The following is a 24,612-nucleotide window of genomic DNA, read 5'->3' as shown; positions in this document are numbered from 1 at the left end:
AAACACGGTTTTGAGGTTGTAGGTAAGGCGACACTGACGTGGTTTGAAGAGATTTTCGAAGGGTATGATTCTTATTGCCAGGCACCTGAGTTACCAACGTAGTAACCATCAGGTGTGTAGGTATTGCGAAGCATCTTACCTGATGAAGCTAGATAATACCACTTGCCATTATCTTTGACCCAATCATTCGCTAGCATGGCACCAGAAGAACTTACATAATACCATTCTCCCTTGTCATAAACCCAAGCGCTTGCTTTCATAGCTCCTGAAGTTGATAAATAGTACCACTTGCCTTGGTCGTAAATCCAGTCACCAGCAATCATAGCTCCTGATGATTTAAAGGCATACCAGTTACCACCTTGATAAAGCCAAGTTTGATTGAACATGACTCCTTTATCATTCATAAAGTACCAGTTTCCATTGTCCTTAATCCAATCCTTCTGCACTAATTGACCTTGTTTTTGATAGTACCAGTTTTGATTTGATTTTAGCCAACTTTCTGCTTTTACAATCGGATAAAGTTCTTTGAAAGATCCTCCATCATATTTACGACTGATAGATTTTAGTTTTTCAAGCTTCAACTCGCCATTGTCATAGTCTGCCCAAGCATATACTTTTTGACCATTGACAGTCTCTGGTAAGGTAGCAGTGTAAGTCTTGGTTTGATAGTTCCATTTTGTATCAAGGTAGGTGTATTGATCATTTGATTCTTCAATACGATAGTAACCTCTCTTTCCACTATCATTATGAATATCATCCACAACTTTCGTTGACCAGGTCTTTACTTCGTTTCCGCTCTTAGCTTCTACCTTGATATCTCCTCTATAGCCATAAGGTACGTAGAAATTCAGGTAACGCCCCTCTACGCCAATCATAGACTTGTCCTTTTCTTGACCTAGAAAATTGACTGTCTGATCTTGACCATCGAGACTAACCGTCCACTCGATTTTCTCGGTTTTTGGCAAATCCAAGACTTTAATATCCACTTCATGGCCATTGTTAAATCGAAGAATCTTGCCATCTTGATACTGCACTCCACACTTAACAACCCATTCTTCTTTAAGCTCAAATGCCTGCCCTGAATGTGGAAAAGCCAGTAAAGCTAGACCAGCTAGAGACAAACCAAATAATGTGATTTTTTTCATTGTAGTTCCTCCTTAGGATTTTTTATGTTAATTATATCACTATGTTTTTATTTTGCAACTCATATCCTAAATATGCAAGCAAAAAAACCTCTGAGATTGTTCTCAAAGGTTATAATCTAGCTAATTGCTGTTCTCAACTGCTGCAGTGACAAAGGCAGTGTATAGTTCTTCTGGGCGGTTTGGACGACTTGACAGTTCAGGGTGATACTGACAAGCTACAAAGAATTTATTTTCTGGAATTTCCACGATTTCTACCAAACGATTGTCTGGAGAAACTCCTGAGAAGACAAAGCCTGCTGCCTCAAACTGCTCACGGAAGGCGTTGTTAAACTCATAGCGGTGACGGTGACGGCGTTGCACCACTTCTTGATTGTGATAAGCAGCTGCTGCCTTAGAGCCACGTTTCAACTTAGATGGATAAAGCCCCAAACGAAGGGTTCCACCCATATCCTCAACATCAATCTGATCACGCATGATATCAATGATAGGGTACTTTGTTTCTGGTGCAAGCTCTGCAGAATTAGCACCTTCAAGTCCCAAAACGTGACGAGCAAACTCGATACAAGTTAACTGCATTCCCAAGCAGACACCTAACATTGGAACATCATTTTCACGCGCATAGCGAATGGCTTGGATTTTCCCTTCCGTACCACGTTGACCAAAACCACCTGGTACGATGATTCCGTCCGCATCCGACAAGAACTCTGCTACATTCTCTGCTGTCACATCATTGGCATTGATCCAATTGATTTTAACTTCTGCGTCGTTGGCATAACCAGAGTGTTTCAAGGCTTCAACCACAGAAATGTAAGCATCTTGCAACTCAACATACTTACCGACAAGGGAAATCTTGACTTGTTTCTTGAGGTTCATGACCTTGTCCACCATAGCTGACCATTCTCTCATATCTGCTACTGGTGCGTCTAATTTCAAATGGTCACAGACAATTTGGTCCATGCCTTGTGCCTGCAAGTTCAATGGAATTTGGTAAAGGTGTTCAACATCCAACGATTCGATAACGGCTTCTGGTGCCACATCACAGAACTGTGCTAGTTTGTTTTTAATTCCTTGACCAGCTGGCTCTTCTGTACGAATAACCAACATATTTGGCTGGATTCCCAGTCCACGCAATTCTTTTACAGAGTGTTGAGTTGGTTTGGTTTTCATTTCACCAGCGGCCTTAAGGTAAGGAAGCAGGGTTGTATGGATGTACATAACATTATCCGCACCCACATCTGCCTTCATCTGACGAAGGGCCTCTAGGAATGGCAAGGACTCGATATCCCCAACGGTTCCACCGACCTCTGTGATAATGACATCAGAGTCAGTCGTTAAAGCGGCACGCTTGATTTTTTCTTTCAAAGCATCTGTGATATGAGGAATAACCTGAACAGTTGCCCCAAGGTATTCTCCACGACGTTCCTTACGAAGAACTTCACTGTAAATTTTACCAGTTGTCACGTTGGAATATTTATTGAGATTAATATCGATGAAACGTTCATAGTGACCCAAGTCCAAATCTGTCTCAGCTCCGTCATCTGTCACAAAAACTTCCCCGTGCTGGTAAGGGCTCATAGTTCCCGGATCGATATTGATATAAGGGTCAAACTTTTGAATGGTTACTTTGAGACCACGATTTTTCAAGAGACGGCCCAGACTCGCTGCCACAATCCCTTTCCCAATAGACGATACCACACCACCAGTTACAAAAATATATTTCGTAGACATAGATTCCTCTTTCTAAAATGCTCAAGACCTTGTTAACTACGAGGGGACATAGAAAACAAGACCCTACTAATAAGAATAATCTGGGACGACTGCACCAGATTCACAACTAAAATACAAGAAGATAACTTCTTGAAAAAACAAAAATAGCTCCCTAAGAACTAGGGAGCCCCGACCTCTAAAAGAGGTGCCCGAACAATATGATACCTAAAAATAGGATAATTGTCAATAGCTAACTTTTATTCCTCGATGTTTTCAGCATCCTCATCTGAAAACTCGTCGTCGTCTTCGTTGAGATCCACGTCTTCACCCAAGTCATCAGGAGCAATTTCGTTGATTTCTGCATCGTAAGCTTCCACTTCATTTTTCTCATCATCTGGATTTTCATCATCGTATGAAAGAGCTGGATCTGCTTCGTATGCATCTTCGTCTTCTGGATCATCTGCATTGTAGTCAATGGCATCTGAATCGCCATCCATGAAGGCATTGACGCGTTTTTTCTTAGCTTTTGGTGCTACTTCATCGTCATCATTTTCTTCAAGAGCGATGATTTCTTCGTCGATTTCGTCCACACCATACCATGAACGAAGACCCCATTTGTTGTCTCCAAGAGAGATAAAGCTACCGTCAAAGTTCAACTCTGTGTAGAACAAAGGCAAAGCTTCACGGATATCGCTGTTTGATGTTCCAAGGTAGTTTTGAATTTCGTTTACAAGATCGCTAAAATGCATCTCATGATCGCGACCACGAAGTTCCAAGATAGCACGCGCTACCTCAATCATAGATAGTTCACTTTTTTCTTGCCCAGCAAATACTTCTAATTCCAAAGCGTTTCTCCTCATTTATACTACTATCGCCAGAGCGAACAGACTCTGACCTCATTTTATCATTTACTCTTTATTTTACGATAATTTTGCAGAATAGTCAAAGGTTAAGGGGGAGAAAGTGAGTTGATTTGAACTGGGGGTAACTTCTCAAAGTAACTTCCATTTGGATGGCCAAAGTGGAAATTAGTCTAAAACGGATTTTTATTTCTTTACTACCCAGCCGATGGCATCGCTTGGTGGATTTTCAGTATCAATCCAGATAAATTCAATACCGATTTCCCCATTTTTAAACTTAGTCAAACGAATACCGTTGATTTCCAATTCATTGAGTCGTTGACCTGTCAAGACCTCTCGTTCTTTCAACTGGAAAACACCACGCAAGATCCAATTTCCAAGGATTTCTTGCTTATCAGTTGACTGAATTGCCTTTCCAGCTTCTTGATTTATATAGGCGTTAATAACATCACCAGAAGATAAAAAGCGTAGTTTAAAAGTTCTTTCTTCTTTAGATAAAGCTAATTTTTTAGTTCCAGGCTCAAAAGCCCCAAATCCAGGACCAAAGAAGTCTGGCCTTTCGTCATGAAAGTTCTTAGAGTCTGGCAGAGGAATGTAAACTTCACTAACTGGACGATAAACCAGCTGTTCAATCTCTTTGATGAGTTTTTTATTGCCAGTATTGTGGACAAAGTGAATCAAGTCCTCACGAATCGCCTTCATCTGAATTTTTTCTTCCTTGCTAGTCCACTTTTTCAAGAGGATTTCTTCTAAAGAAAAAGTCACAAAAGCTAGTTCTTCTGGAGCGAGACTGTTTTTGAATTTTTCCCGAATCTTTAAAATCCGTGGCATACGATCTTTCTTAGCTAATTTTGAACCACCATTAAAGGCATTAAAACCAGAATTTTCTTCTACATTTCCATGTTTGTCTGTGATAACCCAAGACACCGTTTCTAAGATATCGGATTGTCTCTTTTCAGCGGTCAGTAAATGAAGATTTTCAAAGAGAGAAAAAGGATCTTCGATATAATGGACATCCCAAGTATCTACCACAATGTCTTTATTATTAAAAGTCATGTGGAGCTGACTGTCAGCTGCCGTGTACTTGTAGTGGTGTTGCCCATCCGTAAATCGAAAATTAGTTGGATTATTTTTAGTAGTTGATCCTTCAATGACTAGATTATCAATATCAACTGGTAAATAAGTCGTCTCGCCAACAAAAATCCTAGGATTTTCTCCCTTTGGTGTCGGCATCAGAACGTGATAAACAGCTTCAACATTGACCGAATCTGAGTTAAAACCCTTAATTTGTGCCTTAGAAGATTCGATTCTCTGATTTCTTAAGGTCGCAATCTTTCGTGCCAACTCTTCATAGCGTTGATAGTTTTTCTTGTCTGCTGTTGCTTTATCTGCTGAGATATCTGCATGGAATTTGATATCACCCAACAATTCCGTCCAAGATTGAGAATCTTTCTTGAACTGGGCAATTTTTTGGTCTCCCGAATTAATCCCAAAAGACTTGATACCCACTAGGTATTTGTGATTTTCATCTACAACGACGGAAGCATCATAGGAGGTGTTGGCGATATCTTCTCCAACGGCATTAAAGGCTTTTTGAAAAACAGTCTCCTGAAATTTGGAGTTGACAATCGGAGCAACATAATTCTCTGTTTGTCCCTCATCTTCAGATTCTGCCTTTTGAGAGAAAGCTTGGCTCAAGCTAGCGAAGTTAGTAATTAAGGTTTTGTATTTATCTTTTTGTTCAGACTTTAGATGTTCCCACATAAGCACCCTCTTTTCTATTTTCAGTATATCAAAAGAAGATTAGTTTTTCACTAACCCTCTTATATATTCGTCAATTAATACTGTAAAATTCGAGATTTCCTCGTTTTTTAACCAATTTTAAATAATCTTCACCAGACAGAAGGGCTAAACCATCGTCATAAGACTTGATTTTTTCAAGAGCTTGATCATAGCTATCTACAAAGTCCTTAACATAGGACTGCCCTTCAAATTGTCCATTCATCTTGGTGTAGATAATGGCAATTTTTCCTGAGCGTTCAAGTTGAGATTGCCCCTGACTTTCATTTAAAGCCTTGGCAATATTTTCTGCGATACGTTTAATCACGGGCACAACAACACTGTTTCCAGCTTGCTTGTATAACTGACCATTCGAAACCTCTTCTGGGATTTTAAAGGATTTAGGATAACCTTGAACGTTAAAAGTTTCTTTCGGAGTTAGCTTACGAATCTCCCCACTGTCTGTCAGAATCAATGGAACATTATGTCCACCTGTCCCCATATTGGCTGTCAGGGTTGGGACAACGCCATTCTTATTTTCACGAACATACTGGCGACGCCATTGGTAAACCGTATCTTGACTGGTGACTTCAAATTTCAACTGGTCGTAGAAATTCTGCTTGCCTTCACGGTAGTAGTAGACCTCATCTAGCTTATCACCAAAGTTAATCACATCCTGAAGAGTAGTAATCAGCTTGATTTCCTCTGGAAATTCAAACAAGTCGTAGGCTTCCTTGGTATCAAAACCGACAATATAAATCCGCTCACGGTTTTGTGGGATATTTCCGTAGTCTTTCCCATTGAGAACCTTCCACTTGATAAAGTAGTTGTTCTCGGTCAAGGCTTCACGAATAACCTTGAAGGTATTGCCATGGTCATGACCAACCATATTCTTGACGTTTTCGATGAAAATAGCACGAGGTTTACGCCCCTCAATCATGCGAAGCAACTCAAAGAAAAGATCGCCACGATCATCATCAAAGCCCTTGCGATAACCCGCAATACTAAAGGCCTGACAAGGGAAACCTCCCATAATCACATCTACGCGCCCAGCTGGGATATCTTCCGGCTGAACATCGTGAATATCACGACCATCCAAATAGGTATCTGGATGATTTAGCTGATAAGTCTGACGCGCATACTTATCAAATTCATTGGCATACACCACTCTGAACTCGTTGGTCTGTTCAAATCCCAACTCAATTCCCCCAACACCTGAGAAGAAAGCTGCAATGTTGTACTTCTCAGGTCGGTTCGAACTTACAGAATTTGTCATGTAGTAACCTGCTTTCTAAAAGATAACTATCCTATTACTAGATTTAAATAATTCTCATCATTTATTTTTTTTAGATAATTTGAGTAAAAAATGTATTCAATTCCTTTACCAGGTCTTGCAACTGAATAATTAAGGTAATACATTTTATTTGAGTAATCTTGATACATTCTAAATATTTCGTCTGAAAGGTCATAAGTTAAAATCCAATTCTTATCTTTCATACTATTTTTTATTGTTTCAGAAAGTGATAAATGATCCTCATGATTATAAAAATTTGTATATAATCCTGGTCCTTTTTTATAATATGGTGGATCAAAAAATGTAAATGAATATTTCGTTTTACTTATGTTTCTTCTGATAAAAACTTCAGCATCAAGATTATATAATTTAATTCTTGATTTTAGACTAGCAATTTTTTTAATTTTTCTGATTAATTCTACTTTATTAAATCTACAATCCAGTTTATAATTCCCTTTTTGTGATTTTCCTCCAATAACTCCTGCTTTTAAAATTCCAGATCTATTTGTTCTGTTTAAAAATAATGTTGCAAATCCTAATTCCAAAATAGAGTTCGAATTTGATTTATTTTCATAAATATTTTTTTGAATGTACCATTCATCCATAGTTATCGGAGTTTCTTCAATTTTCTTAACCAATTCGTCAGTGTAATTTAGTACTGAATACCAAAAAGAATAAATAGCTTTATCAAAATCATTAATCATAATTTTTTGAACATCATTATTGAATAGTAACTTTAATGCAACTCCGGCACCACCGGCATATGGTTCAATGTAAGTTTTGCATTTATTTACTTTAATAAGTTCCTTAACAAAGGAATATAATTTAGTCTTTCCGCCAGGATAACGCAATGGAGAAATATTATTTGTACTTTTTTTACACATTTTTTTACCTCTCTAATTTATTCAGTAAAAATAGGTGGTGCTCCATTTTCTTGTAAAACTCTATCGATTATTGAACGTAAATCCCCTTTAAACTTAGTAATCCTATCTCTATTTTTCTTATCTTTTATCATAAAATTTCTATATTTGTTAATATTTCTAACACTTTCCGAATCTATCCAATTTTTATAAGACTTTACATTTTCATTAGAAATATTCGCAAGATCTATTGGTATTTTATATCTAGAAAACTGTTGTATAAACTGAGATTTCGGTTGAAACTTCATAAAAAATTCATCACTTTCATCCAGTGAAAGAATATAATTAACTATTTCCTTTTCAAACGGTAATTTTAAATCTGTTAAACTTGGTAATACAATAAAATTTTCGAATGTTGTAATATCTTTTAAATCGGTATCTTTAACATCAGCATCAAAAACAATTATTGATTTAGACTCTTTTAATAGAGATGCACCATTTTTAGCTAGAAACTTTAAACTTTTCCAACCTGTACCCGGATTGCTAGAGTTAGATAAGTTAGAAATGAACTCACAAATCTGAGAAGCTTTGGTACCTATAATAGATTTAACATATTTGATAGCTATTTCATCTTCACATAATATTTTTATCTTAAAGGGAAGCTTTTCATGTTCCAATTCAGAAGTTAGTGTCAATTCCTCTTTTACAAATTTATAATCTGTATTTTGATAAATCTGTAAATCTCTTGAGTATCTATTAGTAATAAAGTTTAATGCTATAATTTCTTTGTTAATAATATCTTTGTATTTTTTCAAAACAGATTCAATTAAAAATAATGAATGAGTATTTAAAATAATTTGAACATTATTCTTTCTTGACCAATCTAGCAAATACTCAAATAGGTTTAATTGAGCAATCGGATGCAAACTGGATTCAAATTCATCAATAGCTAGAAGACCAGTTAACAAATCAGAGTCAGTCTGTTTTTCCTTAACTCTTTCAAAGGATAAAAGTGTTTGAATAAAAGAGCTAAGATTATCTTCGCCAGATGAAATTGAATTTATATCATACTCAGCATCGGTGCCACCTGGCCCAATTGGATTTTTATTAATTTTACCCATCTTAGCTTCATATGTATCAAAATTTTTGAAAGAAGTTTTTCCGAAAATACTTTCATAAAATTGCGATATTTTCTTCTTTTCATTTTCATTGTACGAAACTATTTTACTATTAACATCTTTTTCTGAAAATTCAACTAAAGGAAATAGCCTTTTTAAGTTAATATATACTGTAGGTAATGTAAAAAATCCATCACCTGACCCACTCCCACTAGGAACCAATCTAAAACGATCAGAACGTTTGTACATTTTTACAGGTTCTTCTAATTTGTGAACATCATCGTCCTCTTTAATTTTCATTTTTATATTGTATAGATAATTTTTATCATCTTTTTCTAATGAAAGTTTAAATACCTCGCTAAATTCAGTGCTCATTTTCTGATCAAAAACATTTTTTTCATTAGTTTGAAATGGGTGAACAATCAATCCCATTAGTGTGGATTTCATACTTCCATTTCGTCCAGAAACAATTGTAATTTGTTTCCCCATTTTTAATTCTTGATTCTGAATCTTACGAAAATTCTTTATAAATATTCCATCAATTGATTTGATTTTTATTGCTTTATTATCTTTAATTCCCAACTCTTTTTTGGAAGAATAACTATCCATTATATAAACTCCTTCTTTTAGTTACTCTCTATTATACCAAAAAACACGGTTTACCACCGTGTTTCTGTGTTTATTTAACGAGTTTCTTCATCTCATCAATACGTGCTACGGTCGCGTCGTATTTCGCTTGGTAGTCGGCTTGTTTGTCGCGTTCTTTTTGGACGACTTCTGGTTTTGCGTTGGCTACGAAGCGTTCGTTAGAGAGTTTCTTACCAACCATATCCAGTTCTTTTTGCCATTTAGCGAGTTCCTTGTCGAGACGAGCCAATTCTTCTTCGACATTAAGGAGGTCTACCAGTGGCAGGTAGATTTCTGCTCCAGTGATGACGCTTGACATTGCGAGTTCAGGTGCAGGAATATTTGACGCGATCTCCAAGTGTTCTGGATTTGTGAAGCGTTTGATGTAGTTGACATTGCTGTTAAAGAAGGCTTCTAAGTCGCTATCGCTTGTCTTAACAAGGATGGTGATAGGCTTGCTTGGAGCAACGTTTACTTCCGCACGCGCATTACGAACGGCACGAATCAAGTCTTTGAGACTTTCGACACCAGTGTGGGCAACAAGGTCTTCAAAGGCTGGGTTGACAGTTGGGTATTCTGCTGTAACGATAGAGCCTTCTGTGATTTGTCCAAAGATTTCCTCTGTCACAAATGGCATGATTGGGTGGAGGAGACGAAGGATCTTGTCCAAAGTATAAAGGAGAACAGAACGTGTGATGACTTTCTCTTCTTCGTTGTCGCTATAAAGGACTTCCTTGGTCAACTCAACGTACCAGTCCGCAAATTCATCCCAGATGAAGTTGTAGAGGATGTGTCCAGCTACACCAAACTCAAACTTGTCAAAGTTGGCAGTAGCTTTTCCGATCGTTTCATTGAGGTTGTGGAGAATCCAGCGATCTGTGACATTTCCAGCTTCCTTGTTGATCACTTTTTCGACATTGGCAGTTGCTTGCTCAAGGGTCAAACCTTCATTGTTCATGAGGATGTAGCGAGAGATGTTCCAGATTTTGTTAATGAAGTTCCATGAAGCATCCATTTTCTCGTAAGAGAAGCGCACGTCTTGGCCTGGCGCAGAACCGTTTGAAAGGAACCAACGAAGGGCATCGGCACCGTATTTCTCGATGACATCCATCGGGTCAATCCCGTTTCCGAGAGATTTAGACATCTTGCGTCCTTGCTCGTCACGAATAAGACCGTGGATAAGCACGTTTTGGAATGGCTGACGACCAGTGAATTCCAAGGATTGGAAGATCATACGAGACACCCAGAAGAAGATGATGTCGTAACCTGTTACCAAGGTTGAAGTTGGGAAGTATCGTTTGAAATCTTCTGAGTCGACATCAGGCCAGCCCATGGTTGAGAATGGCCAAAGGGCCGAACTGAACCAAGTATCCAAGACGTCTTCGTCCTGAGTCCACCCGTCACCTTCTGGAGCTTCTTCGCCGACATATATTTCACCCTCAGCATTGTACCAAGCAGGGATTTGGTGACCCCACCAAAGCTGACGAGAGATTACCCAGTCGTGGACATTTTCCATCCATTGGAGGAAGGTATCGTTGAAACGAGGTGGGTAGAACTCTACCTTGTCCTCTGTGTCTTGGTTGGCAATAGCATTTTTCGCCAATTGGTCCATCTTGACGAACCATTGAGTAGACAAGCGTGGCTCAACCACTACACCTGTACGCTCTGAGTGTCCAACACTGTGGACACGTTTTTCAATTTTAACGAGGGCGCCGATTTCTTCCAACTTAGTAACGACTGCCTTACGAGCTTCAAAACGGTCCATACCTGCAAATTCGAAGGCCAAGTCGTTCATGGTTCCGTCATCGTTCATGACGTTAACTTGTGGCAAGTTGTGGCGTTGACCAACCAAGAAGTCGTTTGGATCATGAGCAGGTGTGATTTTCACGACACCAGTACCAAACTCAGGATCGGCGTGTTCATCACCAACGATTGGAATCAGTTTGTTAGCGATTGGAAGGATAACATTTTTACCGATCAAGTCCTTGTAGCGTGAATCTTCTGGATTGACCGCAACCGCAACGTCCCCAAACATAGTCTCAGGACGAGTTGTGGCAACTTCAAGGGCGCGTGAGCCATCTTCCAGCATGTAGTTCATATGGTAGAAGGCACCTTCGACATCCTTGTGGATAACTTCAATATCAGAAAGAGCTGTGCGAGCTGCTGGGTCCCAGTTGATGATAAACTCACCACGGTAGATCCTGCCTTTCTTGTAAAGGTCCACAAAGACCTTGCGAACAGCTTTCGACAAACCTTCATCAAGAGTGAAACGCTCGCGAGAGTAGTCTACAGAGAGACCCATCTTGCCCCATTGTTCCTTGATGGTCGTCGCATATTCGTCTTTCCATTCCCAGACTTTCTCTAGGAATTTCTCACGGCCGAGGTCATAACGGGAAATGCCCTCACCACGCAAGCGCTCCTCGACCTTAGCCTGAGTCGCAATCCCCGCGTGGTCCATACCTGGAAGCCAAAGCGTATCAAATCCTTGCATGCGTTTTTGACGGATGATGATATCTTGCAAAGTAGTATCCCAAGCGTGACCAAGGTGAAGTTTACCAGTTACGTTTGGTGGTGGAATGACGATTGAATAAGGCTTAGCCTTTTGATTGCCTGAAGGCTTGAAAACATCAGCGTCAAGCCATTTTTGGTAACGACCAGTCTCAACCTCGGCTGGATTGTATTTAGGTGAAAGTTCTTTAGACATGTGTGTGTCCTTTCTCTATTGTATTCATTTTATTTTGAATCTGCTTAGCAGCTTCTTCTGCAGACAAATTCGTATTATTTATTTTAAGGTAGTGGTGCAACTCATTCGGTTGATGTTGGGAATTTAATTGAAGGGTTTCAGCGGTCTCTAAAATTTCTCTTTCAGATATCTCAATATGTCGTTTCAAGGGCTTGTGCTTCAACCGGTTCTCCGTTTGATTTCGACGTAAACGCTCCTCAAGACTTGTTTCCAACTCAACAAACAGAATCTCTTGATGAAAGTTATCCAATAAATCCTGAATTTGTTTTAAATACATCAGCTGGTACTGATTTGAAAAATCAATTACGTCTGTTAAAATTACTGATCGCTGATTTCTTGCACTTGCTCCAAGGAAAGAAAAGGTAATTCCACGAACAAATTCCCACATCTCCTCTGTATAATTCTGATAGATTTCTAGTGCAAAATCGATGGCTTGATGGTTATAAAAGAGGGTAGAATCCGTCAGTCGAGATAGTTCTTGACCAATCGTCATTTTTCCTGAGGCCGGAGCACCAATGATGAAAAGATGCATCAAATTACCTCCCACTCACTCCTCAGCAAGCCATATCTCAAATCATCACAGCGCTTGCCTTGGGCATCTTTACGATCTCTTATGCGAGCTTCGAGGGTAAATCCAAGTTTTTCTGCGACTCGTTGACTTTGGACATTGTATCCAAAACAAGTTAGTTCAATCTTGTGAAGACCCAAATCTTTAAAGGCTAAGTCAATCAAGGCATGCGCTGCTTCTGGTACATAGCCTCGACCCCAATAGTCTGTATGCAAGGTATAGCCAAGTTCTAGCACATCATCCGCATGGCGATGGTTGAAGTCAACAGAACCAATGACTTTATCGGTTCCCTTGACGACAATCCCATAGCCAGCTGGGAGATTTTCCTTTTTATTGCGTTCGGGAAGGATATGCCCCAGATAATAAATCTCATCTTCCAAGGTCTTGACGGGTGGAAAACCTGCTGGATAAGAGACTTCTGGGAGACTGGCGTATGCATGGATATCCTCAGCATCTGCCACTGTACGAACTCGTAGGACGAGTCGTTCGGTTTCCAACCGTTCATCATCCAAAACAAAACCTTTGATGATAAATTCTTTCAAAGTCTTAGTTGCCCAAATTCTAAATTGAGTAGCCTTACTGGAATTTACTCGATAACCAACTGAAATGATAGCATCCAGATTGTAATATTCAAGTTCATGCCGGACAGCTCTATTTCCCTCTTGTTGAACCTGTGCAAATTTTGCACAAGTTGACACCTTATCTAACTCACCACTATCATAAATGTTTTTCAAGTGCTTTGTAATGACACTTCGTTCAACTCCAAAGAGCTCTGCAAGACCTTTTTGAGTCAACCAAAGATTTTCATCTTGTAAAAGGATATTTAGCTGAACATGGCCATTGGGTGTGGTATACAGGATGAAATTAGAAATTTCATTCAAGACAATTCACCTCCCCCCTTCAGTAAACAATTACTTCTCGTTTTTAAACTTTATGCCGTTTTCCTTCAACTTCTTAACGGTTACGGGACCAATTCCCTTCAAAGCGACAACTTCTTTTTCAGTCCATTTTTTGAAATCTGAAGATGTACGAATCCCATTTTCAACAAAGATGTGAACAAGATCCATCCGAATTCCCTTCATTTTTTCCTCATTCATAAAGGAGTGCCAATCGGATACCTCGGATAAACTTCTTATCATACTGGAATGAGCCGAAAATACTGGTTTACGGCGGAACTTTTCGGCCTCGTTTGTTAAAAATTTCGTTAAAATAATATTTTCTAGTAAATAATCAAACAGAGGATACAAACTAGCTTGTAACGATTCAACTGAATTTGGACAATAGCATTCTTGGTCTTCTATATCTATAACCTTGAATTGCCAATCTTCCTCTATAAAGAATTCAACAGCTTCATCATTGATTTCCACTAATTTTGCAAATAGCTGACTTGCTTCCTCAATTTTTCCTTGAGAAAAAGCAGAGATGATGGCATGAATAAGAATGGTATCATCCCGTTTCCCTTTATTTAATTCTTCACGATAGAAACGTTCAACCTTTAGTTCCTGACCAGTAATATGATACAAGGAAAGCATACAGAAGACAAAATTAGGAGGAAAACGTTCAGGTCGCTTACTCAAATATAGGTCAATCAATTCTATAGCCTTAGAATTGAAGTTCTCCATCATATAATACTCAATCAGAAACATCAGAGCAGACAGGATAGGGCGTGCTTCAAAATAATTCCAACTATTGTATCCATTCACTTTCCATTTTTCTAAAACTAGAATTTCAAAATCCAATACTTTTTTAAAAGTCGACAAATCAAAATCTTCAACTTCTGATAATAATAAATGAAAATCAGCCGCAAAATAATCTGGATTTATTTTTAAAACTTGCTTTAACAATTTATTTCGCTTCTGTGTATTCGGAGTATGCATAGCTTCTCTAAATAAAGCATGATCCTGATTCCAATCAAAAGTCCTATTTTTCAGTTGGTAATTGATTAGCTGAACATCTGGATACTCTCCGTGTTCATCAGCATATTGCATCACTGCTGTATGTAGTTCATCGAAATTTTGAATGGTCCGACGTTCTACAAAAGTTGGATTTTTGGCCATAATTTCTGTCCAGGTAGCCTCTTCTTCAGAAATAACTTTGATATCCAACTTTTGCTGGCGTTTTAATTCTTTTTTTCTATTTTTCTTTTTAGCCATCTATTTTCTCCTCTAATTCATCCTTCAATAGATTCGACTCAACTGACTTAGAAATCCTTACAGTCTCAGATACAGGCTTTATTGGAGAATTCCAGTTTCTCTGTAGCTTGTTTACTTTGAAGGTTGTACCCCAAGCCTGACCAAGGTAGAGTTTTTCCAGTTACATTTGGTGGTCGGAATCACGAACGAAAAAGATTGAGACTTTTGAACTCCTTGAGTCTTGAGAACGTCTTCATGAAGTTGTTTTGTTAACGACCAACCTAAACATAGGATGGAGTGTATTTAGGTGAAAGTTATTTAGACATTATTTTTTCTCCTTTTATGAATATTTCTTTTATATCTACGATTTATTAATATACTGTGCATATTGTCACGATACACATAATATCCATTACAGGTGTTTAAATAGAAATATTGTAATAACCAAATTATAATCTTCCCAATAACTAATGATAATATGAAACAAACGAAAATAATTATAGTTGAGGCAAATAATTCAGACATCCAATCAGCTTCGGGAGTTATAAATTCGACCAATTTCTTCTTAATCTTTAAACCCCAAATAATTTCGGTTAACTTTGGAATAATACTCAACATTAATAGAGTAAGAAAACCATATAGTTGAGTTCGATATAGGTGTCTATCCATTTTCTCAGTTCTTATTGGTTTTTTCTTATGTTTTTTTGTATCGAATTGAGAATTTATTTCTCCAATTAGACTAGGAATTAAAATTGGCAAAAACCATGTTAAAGCATTTATTAATTCATTTTCAACTTGATTAAATACTGCTAACAGTAATATACAGATTGAACCAATTAACCATGATGCTATTACTTCTTTGGTATCTTTTGCACCATGTCTAATTAGATTATAAATCATCCACCAGCATATTAAATAAAGTGCAATAAGTGAACTGAACATAAGAATGTCAGTTATTAAATCAGAATGAAAATCAATAACATTAGAAATAAAGTAATAAATATAGATATAATACCATAAAAACGAAATAATAAGCATCGTGGCATATACATTCCACAGTGTCTTTCCCTTTACGATATCTATTTTATTAACTTTTTGAAATATCTTGATTGATCCTACAGTTTTTATAACAGATAATACAAATGGTATTATTAAAACTATTACAATGCTAAACCAGTAATCCAATTGATTTTCATGTATACTATAATTATTTGAAAAATATTTATATAATTTTATTAAGGTTGATTCAACTAGATTTTTATTATAGAGAAAGTATATCAACATTCCACAAAATATTCCATCAAAAGTATTTATAAAAGCCAAGGACTCCATACTTTTAGAAAGAAAATCTTTTAACTTATGAAACTGACTTGTATAGTTAAAAACATATATCAGTAGCGATGTAAATTGGAAAAATATTAAAAATCTAAAATCATTAATAAAAAAAAGAATTAAGGACAAAAGAGAAATAATCCAATAAGAAACAACATATTCTTTATATAAAAATTTTTTAGCTAGTAATTTAAATGAAAAACTTAACGAGAATAAAAAAATAATTATTTCTAGAATAGACAATGCAGTGCTCTTGCTGAAAATCAAACTTAATAAAAAGAGGGATAGTGATAAACCTAAAGCGGAGGCAATTGATATCAAAGGTAAATAGGCAAATGTCCTCAAAAGTATTCCCCGAATTTTGGGAAAAATACCCCATAATCTATTATTAGATTTAAAATAACAAATCAACTTCATTTATTCTCTCTCATCTAATGGTTGTTTTATGTCCCCCACTCACTCCTCAGCAAGCCATATCTCAAATCATCACAACGATTGCCTTGAACATCTTTACGGTCTCGGATACGAGCTTCGAGGGTAAAACCAAGTTTTTCTGCGACACGTTGACTTTGGACGTTATAGCCAAAACAAGTCAGCTCAATCTTGTGAAGACCCAATTCTTTAAATCCTAGGTCAATCAATGCTTGCGCTGCTTCTGGTACATAACCTCGACCCCAATAGTCTGGGTGCAGGGTATAGCCAAGCTCTAGCACATCGTCCTCATGGCGGTGGTTGAAGTCAACAGAACCAATGACTTTATCGGTTCCTTTGACGACAATCCCGTAGCCAGCTGGGAGATTTTCCTTTTGATTGCGTTCGGGAAGGATATGCTCTAGATAGTAAACCTCATCTTCCAAGGTCTTGACGGGTAGAAAGCCTGCTGGGTAAGAGACTTCCGGACGACTAGCATAGTCAAAGATATCCTCAGCATCCGCTACTGTGCGGACTCGTAAAACGAGACGTTCTGTTTCCAAGCGTTCTGGCAGTTCAGTTCTTGCCATCCTTTTTCCTCGCTTTCTTAATGAAGCTTCCCATAGAACCAACTCGGTCATCTAAATAACGATAAACGCGCTGGTGACCATCCCCCATAAAGTAAGTCGGCGCAAAACGGTCATTCTTAAAATGCCCCTTGTCATCCAAAAGTTCTGGAGCAGCTAGTCGTTCGATAATCTTGGCAAAGATATGACAGATTCCATCTTCCTCGATAATCCTATCTACCTGACAATCCAAAACGACTGGACAATCCTCTAAAATCGGTGCCTCAGTTCGTTCAGAAATTTCATAATGTACTCCCAAACGTTCCAATTTCTCCTGATGACTGATAAAACCAGCCTGCTCCATCTCGAGCATGAGATTTTCATCAGGGATATTCACAGTAAATTTTTGATAATGTTTAATTTGATCTGCGACATTCTCTCTCGCAACGACTCCAACCACAATCCAATCTCCCAAGCTATAAGAGGAGCTACAGGTCGTAATATTGTGTCCAAAATTCTGATCCTGATATCCCAAAATGAAAATAGGAAAGCCATAGTAGAGTTTACTTGTTTTAAAAGATTGCTTCATGACAACCTCCTTTGACCAATATACAAAAGAAAAGCCCTGCCATCTACATGACAGGGACGAATATGCTTATCCGCGGTACCACCCAATTTCGGGCAGTTGCCCGCAACTCTCGTCTTTAAAACAAAAAGACACTTTTATTTCAATTTTTCATCCATTAGCAACTAGTTTTGACACATTTGTGGACTTCTCAGCACCGCCACTTTCTGTAAAATGCGAGATTCAAAACACCTCTAATGGCTCTATTGTAGCAAGTTTTTCACGGAATTGCAAGGGACAAGAAAGATTACTTGAACTTGATGCCATTTTCTTTCAATTTCTTAATGGTAGCTGGGCCGATTCCTTTCAAGGCAAGGAGTTCTTTTTCAGTCCAGTTTTTGAAATCTGAAGCAGACTTGATTCCTTCATCATAGAAAGTTTTGGCACGGTCAAGTGGAAGTCCACCCAAGTTTGCTGCAAAATCTTCTACAGAATTGGCTACCTTTTGTGCTTGTTCTTTGGTAGCTTCGACTGCTTGTTCAACTTTTTTAGAAACAGCCTTACCAGCTTGGCTTGCTGACTGCTCAGCACGTTTTACGACTTTTTTTGTCTCTTCTACAACCTTAGTCACAGTACTTGAAAAAGCACCTGCACGACAGAGGCTATTTCGTAATTGTTTTTTACGATTGAGTTTCTTTGACATGATAAAATCCTTTCAATAAAAAATCCCTGTTCTGACAAGGATTTAATATAAATATTCTATCAAGATTTTAGTAAAAAATCAAGAATCTATCTCATTTAATAATTTCGCTCACCAAACAAGCCATCTGGCAAATCATGGAATCCCTTGCCTGCTTTGAAGTTTTCAAACTTACCAAACAAGAACTGATAAGCATCCAGGCGACTCTCGTAGCGAATCATGGCATCTTTGGCACGTTCGTCTTGATCTTCTTCGTAGACTTTTTGGCTTTCCTTGTGCGCCATGTCGTTAATCATAATCTGGGTATTGACCCAGGCTTCAAATTCCTTCATAAATTCTTGTTCGTAACTCATTTTTTCTCCTTATTCTAATCCACGGAAATAGTCCGTGTCAATCTCACGGTAGGGCTGAATATCCTGAACATACTCCAACACACCTTGGAATTCTCCCTCTTCATCATGAACTGCCGCGTAGGTGATGTGAACAAACTTACCTCGTGACTCAGACTTGAACCACATTTCATACTTGTCTTTGCTTCCCTCACGAAGCCCCTTCATGATGGCCTTGACCTTGTCCAAGTACTTAGGTGGATGGCAGAGTTCGACATTGCGCCCAACTTGGGACGGCGTCCGTTTGAAAATCATCTCGTCAGCCGGCGTATTGTCATTGTAATACTGGAAAATATCGTCTTTATTGACAAAGGTAATCTCCATGGGGAGGTGATTGAGGATGAGATTGGCCTGCTCGACCGATAGATAGCCATTGCCAAAAGCCTGTTGACTATGGCGGTCCAGCACTGCTTCCTTTTCCTTAGGGGTAAAGGTAATGGTAAACTGGCCTTCTGGCGTATCGATAACTTGCTGAACTTGCCCTTCTGGCGTATCTGGCTGCACAGGCTCCCCTACACTCTTTTCTTCAACAAAACTTTGGCGTTCTGGTACCCATTTTTCTGACGGACGGATGATGGCATAACCGTAGGCATCGCTCTCCTCCGCAATCTGCAGCCAGTCATCCTGAGTAAAGGACTCAAGGAGAATCATGAGAAGGATGGACTCTTCCTTGAAAACCATACTTTCAAACTCTGTCGCAAAGGCTTCAAAATCTTCTTTTACACTGTGAATCGACACTTCTGGTAGTGACTTGGCTGTCGCTAAAGCTGTTTGAAAGAGTTCTCTGATCTGGTCATCCACTCCCCACATAACTTTTGGAGGCGAATCGTGACCATAGCGCTCCATGATAGGAAAGAAGAGTTCTTCTTTACGTTGGTAATGGATATCAAATTGACCTACAAGTCCCATCTGACGCACCAAACCCTTACGCATCTCCGCAAGCATTTCTTCATCTTCCATGGACTCATAGGTATCTAACAATCTCCGAATGCGAATCAAGGCCGCACGGAGGGCCAAATTTTCTTCCTTAAAGACCCGAACTGGGTGACCTGGGTGCTCGGTATCTGCAACTTCGACATCCTTAACAGCATTTTTAAAAAGATTGGCATGAACATCACAGAGTTCCATGACATCTTCAAAAGTAACACCTGAGTCTGAGTTCATCAGCTCGTGCTCCATGAGAGAAATCTCGATGGCTGAGACACCCGCAAAGGTCGCATCAAAGCGCTCCTGAACCGACTCAGGAGAGGCGCCATTGTGCAATTCTAACAAAATATCCCGTAGGATATGAATCCGTTCATCTGCCATTAGTCTAATCCAATCACTTCGTAGCCATTGGCTTCCAACGTGCGGACAATCTTGTCCATAGGGGTTCCTTCAAGCTTAGAACCCTGTTTGAGCGATACTTTGCGACCAACAGTATTACGCATCAAGGGATTGGCAAGGGGTTTAAATCCAAGCTCAACTAAGATTTCCAAGACTTCTGGATGCTTGTCCACCACTTCTGCAACAGGAATTGACACATCGATGATATTGTCCATAACGACCTCCATTGTATGTTCTAAAATGATTTTACTGCTTATATTATACCATATGGAAAGAGATTAAAAAACTAGCAGTGGAGTTCCTGCTAGTTCTCTGCGACTTGGATTACCATCTAGATAAGTTTAAAGAGCCAATCCAATATTTTAAATAATAGCTTGTAAAACAGCAATTGGACTGCAAAAGAGATGATCATCCAAAAGAATTTCACAATTCCAATAATCGGTTTGATAAAAAGAATAGCAAGAAGTCCCCAGAAAAATTTCATTCTCTCTCCTCTGGCTTGATGAGCCACCGAGCCGTATCCATTAACTTGTCGGCAATAAAAAGTTTCCCCAGACCGATAACGACATTGTCATCTTTCTTTATCGTTTTCATTACTTTTACACCTTGCACGGTCAAAAAGTAATTCCCATAAGTTTTAGCTAGAATTTTTATGAGTCCCATATTACTCTCCTTCGAGGATTTCAGCCTCTTTTCGGATTGTTTCAACATCTTCTTGATATTGAACTTCACTATAGTTGACTAGCTTGGATAATTCTTTCTGCAAGCTTTCCCCCATTGGTTTCATAGTTGCAAAGGTTAAACCACCTGAAATGATACCACCCAAGATAGGAATGAATTTTCCCATTCCTTTTGCCAGCCCTCCCTTGGTCAGATTCACACCAAATATTTTTAAGACTTTTTTCAAAATAGGGTACCAAAGCGTCTTTGTTAACGCTTTATTAGGTACTGTTTTCATTACCTGTTTGGCAATTGTTATACCACCAGCACGTAGCAAAGCAGCGGTTCCATTTACCCCCAACATGACACCTAGATAAAGCAAGAGGGTATTTTGGGCATCTTCACTCAACTCATCGCGTGAAGCCCAAAGATCCCCATATCCATAAATATAGCCTAGTTCTTGAGCTAATTTTAAAGAAAAAGCATAAAATTGAGCTACATCCGCTGGTATGGTAATTGCCATGGCAAGTCCACCTGGTAATCCAGCAACAACAGACGTTCCACTCGCTAATAAAACATGATCCCTAATACAGGCATTAGCCACTCGATCTAATATTTCTTGAGATAAGAGAGACGTTGGGCCTTGTTCTAATAAAGTAGGAATGTCCTGTGGATCCAATTCTTTGGAAAACTTATCCACTAAAAATTTCGAACGATCAACCTTAACAACAGGTAGTTTCACCACTTGTTGCAATACTTGCATAGCCAACTCTTGTTCAGCCATATACAAACTCCTTTTACTTCTGTAAGTTATATTCTATGATAGCATACTCTTTTAAAGTATTTTCAAATTCCCCTCAAAAATTTTCAAAAAATCCTTAGCAACTTATTTGTTAAAGATTTTTAATAGTCTTTGTAGAGACAGCTAAAATATTCCACTCCTACCTTTACAACATGATATTCTATCTATGAACGATAGTCTATTATTGTTTTACCTAGAATGTCCCTTGAATAGGTACTAGCTATGAACTTTCGAGTTTCATTTTATAAATCCATAATTTCTTTTTTCTTTCGATCAAATTCTTCCTGAGATAGTATCCCTGCGTCTAAAAGAGATTTTAGTTTTGTAAGGGCTTCGATTTGTTCATCTAATGATAAACTTGGTTTCATTGCTTTTTCGTCTAAAGCTTGTGCCATATTCATACCAAAAATCATCCCTGCACCATCACCTAGACCATGTTGCTCCACTCCTGATGCAATTTTTTGTTGTGCTGCAATATTAGAAGCTTTCTGCGATACATCATCATAAGCTTTTAAATTCATCTTATTTGATGAAAATTGTTTAACCAATTCCTTAGATTCTGATGAGAACTCAATATTAGCAATGGCAACTTTTACAATCTCAAATCCAAAACGTTCTTTCCAAGTCCCTGCATACTGTCCATCATTCGATACTTGGGTTGCAAGAACTGAAGCTTGTGACGGCAATTGTGAAATACGATAAGTTGTGGACAAAGAATTAAGTGCAACAATAAAAGATTGGAGAAACTCTGTCACTATTTGTGATCTAGCTTGAGCACTGTCGAAAGTATAATAAGTCACATTGGCAGGAAGAAAATTTCTGATAAATTGCTTAGCATCTGTAATTTGGATAGAAAATGTTCCAAAAGCACGTACTTCTAAATCTGTCCCATAAAACAAATCATTATACATGACTGGACCGCGAGTCCCAAATTTAATATCACGAATTTCTCTCAAATTAACAAAGCAAATCTGTTTTTGCTGATCACTTTGACCACCGAATCCAACACGATTAACAACATTGTCAAACAGTGACTTTTTCAATCCATCACCGTTAAAAACACTGCTCTCACCATTTTGGTATTCATATCCACCTGGTTCTGTAATAATTTCCTCGATACCAGATTGACTAAAGATAAAGGCAGCAGTGTTTTCTGGAATAAAAATCTTGGATCCATTCGAAATAACACCTACAGATCCCTTCGTATTGACACCCCTACCATTATTACTTTCTTGAACAATACCGGGACTTACAGCTGTATGTTCATCAAAAGCTTGAACTGTGATAATTTCTTTCCACTGATCTGCAAATGTCCCACCGATAGAATCTGTGATGGCTTTTATCAACCCCATTTAATTGCCCCCTTATAAACTCTGCTCCATATCACAATAGGCACATCTTACTGTTTGCTTCACTTGACCTGACAAAGGTGCTCCACAAAAGCTACACTTGGTTGAAATCTTTTCTGGCTCTGCATCCTTAATCCCAAGCCCTGCTTTAAAAGTGTCAAATGTATCCTTAAATGTTTCTGCTAAAACATCTGCTCCAAACAAGCTACTATCCCCCAAGGTTTCAAAATTACTTGTATCCCCTGAAATCAATTTAATAATGTTTCTAGCCCACTTGTCAGTATCCTTAGTATTATTAAATGCAAAGATAGCTTGTCCGCCATTATAATAAATTTCCAGCCGTTTCACACCATTGGTTTTGGTTACTGAAACTTGAGGTTTCCCTTCAAAAATTTTAATCTGGTTAATGGGTATGGTAACTTGGTCTTTTTTTCCTCCCCACAAACCTTTTTTGATATATATTAAGTGTAGATTCGTTAAAATTAATTCATCTGTAGACAAACCATTTTTCCCAAAACTCACATGGTCACTATTCATAACCATATATTCATGTGGCAATAATTGATAATCCATATTGAACTCCACTCTTCCTATTAAAGACTAGCTTTCCACTGCTCCACTTGTTCATGTAGATTATCACGATAATCTTTTAGAGTCTTAATCACTTCTTCTTTCCCTTGAATCGGTGCTTTCTTTAATGGACCATATTGTTTTTTCAAATCTTCCATTTCTTTTTTAGTGCTATCTTTTAGTTCTTGGATAGCAGCGCTATCTTCTAAAACAGTTCCTTTAAAGGCTTCGTCTGCTTCTGTATAGTAATTATCAATTATTTTCTCATTCATAATCAAGTAATCTTCATAGGTTTTTATAGACTCAATTGTCGTATCACTAACATCTTGTGGATTAAAATCGCTTGAACTGAGTTTTTCTTTTGCTTTGGCAAACAACCCCTTCTTTTCAGAACTACTAGATGAAGCTTCTGTTTGATTCTCACTAGAAGAGCTACTTGTTTTTTCAGAAAGAGAACTACAAGCAACTAGAGTAGAGACAGAAAGACATAGCAAAGCTAAACGACAAACTTTTTTTACATTATTCATTGATAGGATCTCCTTTTATTTATGAAATCATCATATCATATTTCCTAAAAAAAAAAAGCATTTTCTAATTAGATAACATTAAAAAATACAGAATCCCTTTCTTAAAAGAATATTTTTCCATTTCAAATTCCACCTATTTTCCCCACCAAAAAAAGAGGGTTGCCCCTCTTCTTAGTTCTTATCCAGATTGCGTAACATTTCATCAATCTTGTTTCCATATTCGATGGACTCGTCTTTGACGAAGGTCAAATCTGGGATTTTGTACAATTTCAAATTGCGACCAAGTTCACGTTTGATGGTACCAGTTGCTTTCTCAAGCCCGATTTGGGCTTTTTGATTATCTGAAGCAAGGTTACTCAAAATGGTGTAGTAAACCTTGGCAACAGACAAGTCACCCAGCATCTGAACATCTGTGATGGTCACGCCTTGGACACGCGGATCACGGACTTTCTTTTGCAAAATCTCATTGACTTCACGCTTGATTTCCATGCCCACACGATCCGTACGGAAATGATTTGCCATGATATTCCTTTCTCTACTTTGAACCAAAAGCTAGGCCAGCAGACCTAGCTATTTCTATTA

Annotated in this window: 24 protein-coding genes; all 24 read right to left on the bottom strand. The window is 38.1% G+C overall.

Translation table 11 applies throughout. From position 1 onward, the window contains the following. Positions 1 to 71: 71 nt before the first annotated feature. Positions 72 to 1,145, bottom strand: a complete 1,074-nt coding sequence (locus HT724_RS05040) for an N-acetylmuramoyl-L-alanine amidase family protein (protein WP_173275390.1) — start codon at positions 1,143 to 1,145, stop codon at positions 72 to 74. Positions 1,146 to 1,265: 120 nt separating this feature from the next. Beyond that, positions 1,266 to 2,873 (bottom strand): CTP synthase, encoded by a 1,608-nt coding sequence (locus HT724_RS05035; protein ID WP_173275387.1) that lies wholly within the window; start codon positions 2,871 to 2,873, stop codon positions 1,266 to 1,268. A 236-nt stretch (positions 2,874 to 3,109) separates the two neighbouring features. Continuing rightward, complete coding sequence (gene rpoE / locus HT724_RS05030; RefSeq protein ID WP_173275384.1) at positions 3,110 to 3,697, bottom strand: DNA-directed RNA polymerase subunit delta; 588 nt, start codon at positions 3,695 to 3,697, stop codon at positions 3,110 to 3,112. 201 nt (positions 3,698 to 3,898) lie between these two features. Then, on the bottom strand, positions 3,899 to 5,476 hold the full coding sequence (locus HT724_RS05025) for a hypothetical protein (RefSeq protein ID WP_173275381.1): 1,578 nt from the start codon (positions 5,474 to 5,476) through the stop codon (positions 3,899 to 3,901). 70 nt (positions 5,477 to 5,546) lie between these two features. Beyond that, the gene (locus HT724_RS05020; protein WP_173275378.1) at positions 5,547 to 6,767 is read right to left on the bottom strand and encodes a DNA cytosine methyltransferase; all 1,221 of its coding nucleotides are present in this window, start codon (positions 6,765 to 6,767) and stop codon (positions 5,547 to 5,549) included. A gap of 26 nt (positions 6,768 to 6,793) precedes the next feature. Next, positions 6,794 to 7,669, bottom strand: a complete 876-nt coding sequence (locus HT724_RS05015) for a DNA adenine methylase (protein WP_049550474.1) — start codon at positions 7,667 to 7,669, stop codon at positions 6,794 to 6,796. Positions 7,670 to 7,686: 17 nt separating this feature from the next. Then, entirely contained in the window at positions 7,687 to 9,372 is a 1,686-nt protein-coding gene (locus tag HT724_RS05010) for an AAA family ATPase (RefSeq protein ID WP_065427104.1), read from the bottom strand. Between the two features lie 70 nt (positions 9,373 to 9,442). Then, a complete protein-coding gene (locus tag HT724_RS05005) occupies positions 9,443 to 12,094 on the bottom strand; it encodes a valine--tRNA ligase (RefSeq protein ID WP_173275375.1) in 2,652 nt (883 codons plus the stop codon). After that, positions 12,087 to 12,665 carry an AAA family ATPase gene (locus HT724_RS05000; RefSeq protein WP_173275372.1) on the bottom strand — a complete coding sequence of 193 codons (579 nt, stop codon included), beginning with the start codon at positions 12,663 to 12,665 and terminating at the stop codon, positions 12,087 to 12,089. The genes HT724_RS05005 and HT724_RS05000 overlap by 8 nt, the downstream gene beginning before the upstream one ends. Further along, positions 12,665 to 13,399 (bottom strand): GNAT family N-acetyltransferase, encoded by a 735-nt coding sequence (locus tag HT724_RS10230; RefSeq protein ID WP_345890309.1) that lies wholly within the window; start codon positions 13,397 to 13,399, stop codon positions 12,665 to 12,667. Before HT724_RS10230 ends, HT724_RS05000 begins: the two co-directional genes overlap by 1 nt. A 213-nt stretch (positions 13,400 to 13,612) precedes the next feature. Further along, positions 13,613 to 14,854, bottom strand: a complete 1,242-nt coding sequence (locus HT724_RS04985; protein WP_173275370.1) for a hypothetical protein — start codon at positions 14,852 to 14,854, stop codon at positions 13,613 to 13,615. Positions 14,855 to 15,151: 297 nt separating this feature from the next. Next, a complete protein-coding gene (locus tag HT724_RS04980; protein WP_240156722.1) occupies positions 15,152 to 16,582 on the bottom strand; it encodes a beta-carotene 15,15'-monooxygenase in 1,431 nt (476 codons plus the stop codon). A 26-nt stretch (positions 16,583 to 16,608) separates the two neighbouring features. Then, positions 16,609 to 17,166, bottom strand: coding sequence for a GNAT family protein (locus HT724_RS04975; RefSeq protein ID WP_173275367.1), 558 nt, complete (start codon positions 17,164 to 17,166; stop codon positions 16,609 to 16,611). Beyond that, positions 17,153 to 17,731, bottom strand: coding sequence for a flavin reductase family protein (locus tag HT724_RS04970; RefSeq protein ID WP_173275364.1), 579 nt, complete (start codon positions 17,729 to 17,731; stop codon positions 17,153 to 17,155). Before HT724_RS04970 ends, HT724_RS04975 begins: the two co-directional genes overlap by 14 nt. Before the next feature lie 283 nt (positions 17,732 to 18,014). Continuing rightward, complete coding sequence (locus HT724_RS04965) at positions 18,015 to 18,410, bottom strand: helicase (protein WP_173275361.1); 396 nt, start codon at positions 18,408 to 18,410, stop codon at positions 18,015 to 18,017. Positions 18,411 to 18,505: 95 nt separating this feature from the next. After that, positions 18,506 to 18,760: a DUF1912 family protein gene (locus tag HT724_RS04960; RefSeq protein ID WP_173275358.1), complete on the bottom strand. Its 255-nt coding sequence runs from the start codon at positions 18,758 to 18,760 to the stop codon at positions 18,506 to 18,508. Positions 18,761 to 18,769: 9 nt separating this feature from the next. Next, on the bottom strand, positions 18,770 to 20,104 hold the full coding sequence (locus HT724_RS04955; protein ID WP_173275355.1) for a DUF438 domain-containing protein: 1,335 nt from the start codon (positions 20,102 to 20,104) through the stop codon (positions 18,770 to 18,772). Continuing rightward, positions 20,104 to 20,337 (bottom strand): DUF1858 domain-containing protein, encoded by a 234-nt coding sequence (locus tag HT724_RS04950; protein ID WP_000368739.1) that lies wholly within the window; start codon positions 20,335 to 20,337, stop codon positions 20,104 to 20,106. The genes HT724_RS04955 and HT724_RS04950 overlap by 1 nt, the downstream gene beginning before the upstream one ends. A 265-nt stretch (positions 20,338 to 20,602) precedes the next feature. Then, a complete protein-coding gene (locus HT724_RS04945) occupies positions 20,603 to 20,785 on the bottom strand; it encodes a hypothetical protein (RefSeq protein WP_173275352.1) in 183 nt (60 codons plus the stop codon). Position 20,786: 1 nt separating this feature from the next. Beyond that, on the bottom strand, positions 20,787 to 21,566 hold the full coding sequence (locus HT724_RS04940) for a hypothetical protein (protein ID WP_173275349.1): 780 nt from the start codon (positions 21,564 to 21,566) through the stop codon (positions 20,787 to 20,789). A 260-nt stretch (positions 21,567 to 21,826) separates the two neighbouring features. After that, positions 21,827 to 22,936, bottom strand: coding sequence for an SPFH domain-containing protein (locus HT724_RS04935; protein WP_173275346.1), 1,110 nt, complete (start codon positions 22,934 to 22,936; stop codon positions 21,827 to 21,829). A 12-nt stretch (positions 22,937 to 22,948) separates the two neighbouring features. After that, entirely contained in the window at positions 22,949 to 23,506 is a 558-nt protein-coding gene (locus tag HT724_RS04930) for a hypothetical protein (RefSeq protein WP_000386258.1), read from the bottom strand. Between the two features lie 20 nt (positions 23,507 to 23,526). Beyond that, complete coding sequence (locus HT724_RS04925; protein WP_001067003.1) at positions 23,527 to 24,030, bottom strand: hypothetical protein; 504 nt, start codon at positions 24,028 to 24,030, stop codon at positions 23,527 to 23,529. Between the two features lie 171 nt (positions 24,031 to 24,201). Then, entirely contained in the window at positions 24,202 to 24,552 is a 351-nt protein-coding gene (gene rbfA, locus HT724_RS04920; RefSeq protein WP_001273601.1) for a 30S ribosome-binding factor RbfA, read from the bottom strand. Positions 24,553 to 24,612 lie beyond the last annotated feature (60 nt).

It is taken from the genome of Streptococcus sp. k-402 (genome assembly GCF_013277515.1).
Taxonomy (GTDB): domain Bacteria; phylum Bacillota; class Bacilli; order Lactobacillales; family Streptococcaceae; genus Streptococcus.
The sequence above is the reverse complement of the archived record's forward strand: the minus strand, read 5'-3'. Positions and strand labels throughout refer to the sequence as shown.

Bases quoted from the DNA above. Each gene is read 5' to 3' on its own strand.
- HT724_RS05040 (WP_173275390.1), bottom strand. From the start codon at position 1,145: ATGAAAAAAATCACATTATTTGGTTTGTCTCTAGCTGGTCTAGCTTTA.
- HT724_RS05035 (WP_173275387.1), bottom strand. From the start codon at position 2,873: ATGTCTACGAAATATATTTTTGTAACTGGTGGTGTGGTATCGTCTATT.
- HT724_RS05025 (WP_173275381.1), bottom strand. From the start codon at position 5,476: ATGTGGGAACATCTAAAGTCTGAACAAAAAGATAAATACAAAACCTTA.
- HT724_RS05020 (WP_173275378.1), bottom strand. From the start codon at position 6,767: ATGACAAATTCTGTAAGTTCGAACCGACCTGAGAAGTACAACATTGCA.
- HT724_RS05015 (WP_049550474.1), bottom strand. From the start codon at position 7,669: ATGTGTAAAAAAAGTACAAATAATATTTCTCCATTGCGTTATCCTGGC.
- HT724_RS05010 (WP_065427104.1), bottom strand. From the start codon at position 9,372: ATGGATAGTTATTCTTCCAAAAAAGAGTTGGGAATTAAAGATAATAAA.
- HT724_RS05005 (WP_173275375.1), bottom strand. From the start codon at position 12,094: ATGTCTAAAGAACTTTCACCTAAATACAATCCAGCCGAGGTTGAGACT.
- HT724_RS05000 (WP_173275372.1), bottom strand. From the start codon at position 12,665: ATGCATCTTTTCATCATTGGTGCTCCGGCCTCAGGAAAAATGACGATT.
- HT724_RS04985 (WP_173275370.1), bottom strand. From the start codon at position 14,854: ATGGCTAAAAAGAAAAATAGAAAAAAAGAATTAAAACGCCAGCAAAAG.
- HT724_RS04980 (WP_240156722.1), bottom strand. From the start codon at position 16,582: ATGAAGTTGATTTGTTATTTTAAATCTAATAATAGATTATGGGGTATT.
- HT724_RS04975 (WP_173275367.1), bottom strand. From the start codon at position 17,166: ATGGCAAGAACTGAACTGCCAGAACGCTTGGAAACAGAACGTCTCGTT.
- HT724_RS04970 (WP_173275364.1), bottom strand. From the start codon at position 17,731: ATGAAGCAATCTTTTAAAACAAGTAAACTCTACTATGGCTTTCCTATT.
- HT724_RS04965 (WP_173275361.1), bottom strand. From the start codon at position 18,410: ATGTCAAAGAAACTCAATCGTAAAAAACAATTACGAAATAGCCTCTGT.
- HT724_RS04960 (WP_173275358.1), bottom strand. From the start codon at position 18,760: ATGAGTTACGAACAAGAATTTATGAAGGAATTTGAAGCCTGGGTCAAT.
- HT724_RS04955 (WP_173275355.1), bottom strand. From the start codon at position 20,104: ATGGCAGATGAACGGATTCATATCCTACGGGATATTTTGTTAGAATTG.
- HT724_RS04950 (WP_000368739.1), bottom strand. From the start codon at position 20,337: ATGGACAATATCATCGATGTGTCAATTCCTGTTGCAGAAGTGGTGGAC.
- HT724_RS04945 (WP_173275352.1), bottom strand. From the start codon at position 20,785: ATGGGACTCATAAAAATTCTAGCTAAAACTTATGGGAATTACTTTTTG.
- HT724_RS04940 (WP_173275349.1), bottom strand. From the start codon at position 21,566: ATGGCTGAACAAGAGTTGGCTATGCAAGTATTGCAACAAGTGGTGAAA.
- HT724_RS04935 (WP_173275346.1), bottom strand. From the start codon at position 22,936: ATGGGGTTGATAAAAGCCATCACAGATTCTATCGGTGGGACATTTGCA.
- HT724_RS04930 (WP_000386258.1), bottom strand. From the start codon at position 23,506: ATGGATTATCAATTATTGCCACATGAATATATGGTTATGAATAGTGAC.
- HT724_RS04925 (WP_001067003.1), bottom strand. From the start codon at position 24,030: ATGAATAATGTAAAAAAAGTTTGTCGTTTAGCTTTGCTATGTCTTTCT.
- rbfA (WP_001273601.1), bottom strand. From the start codon at position 24,552: ATGGCAAATCATTTCCGTACGGATCGTGTGGGCATGGAAATCAAGCGT.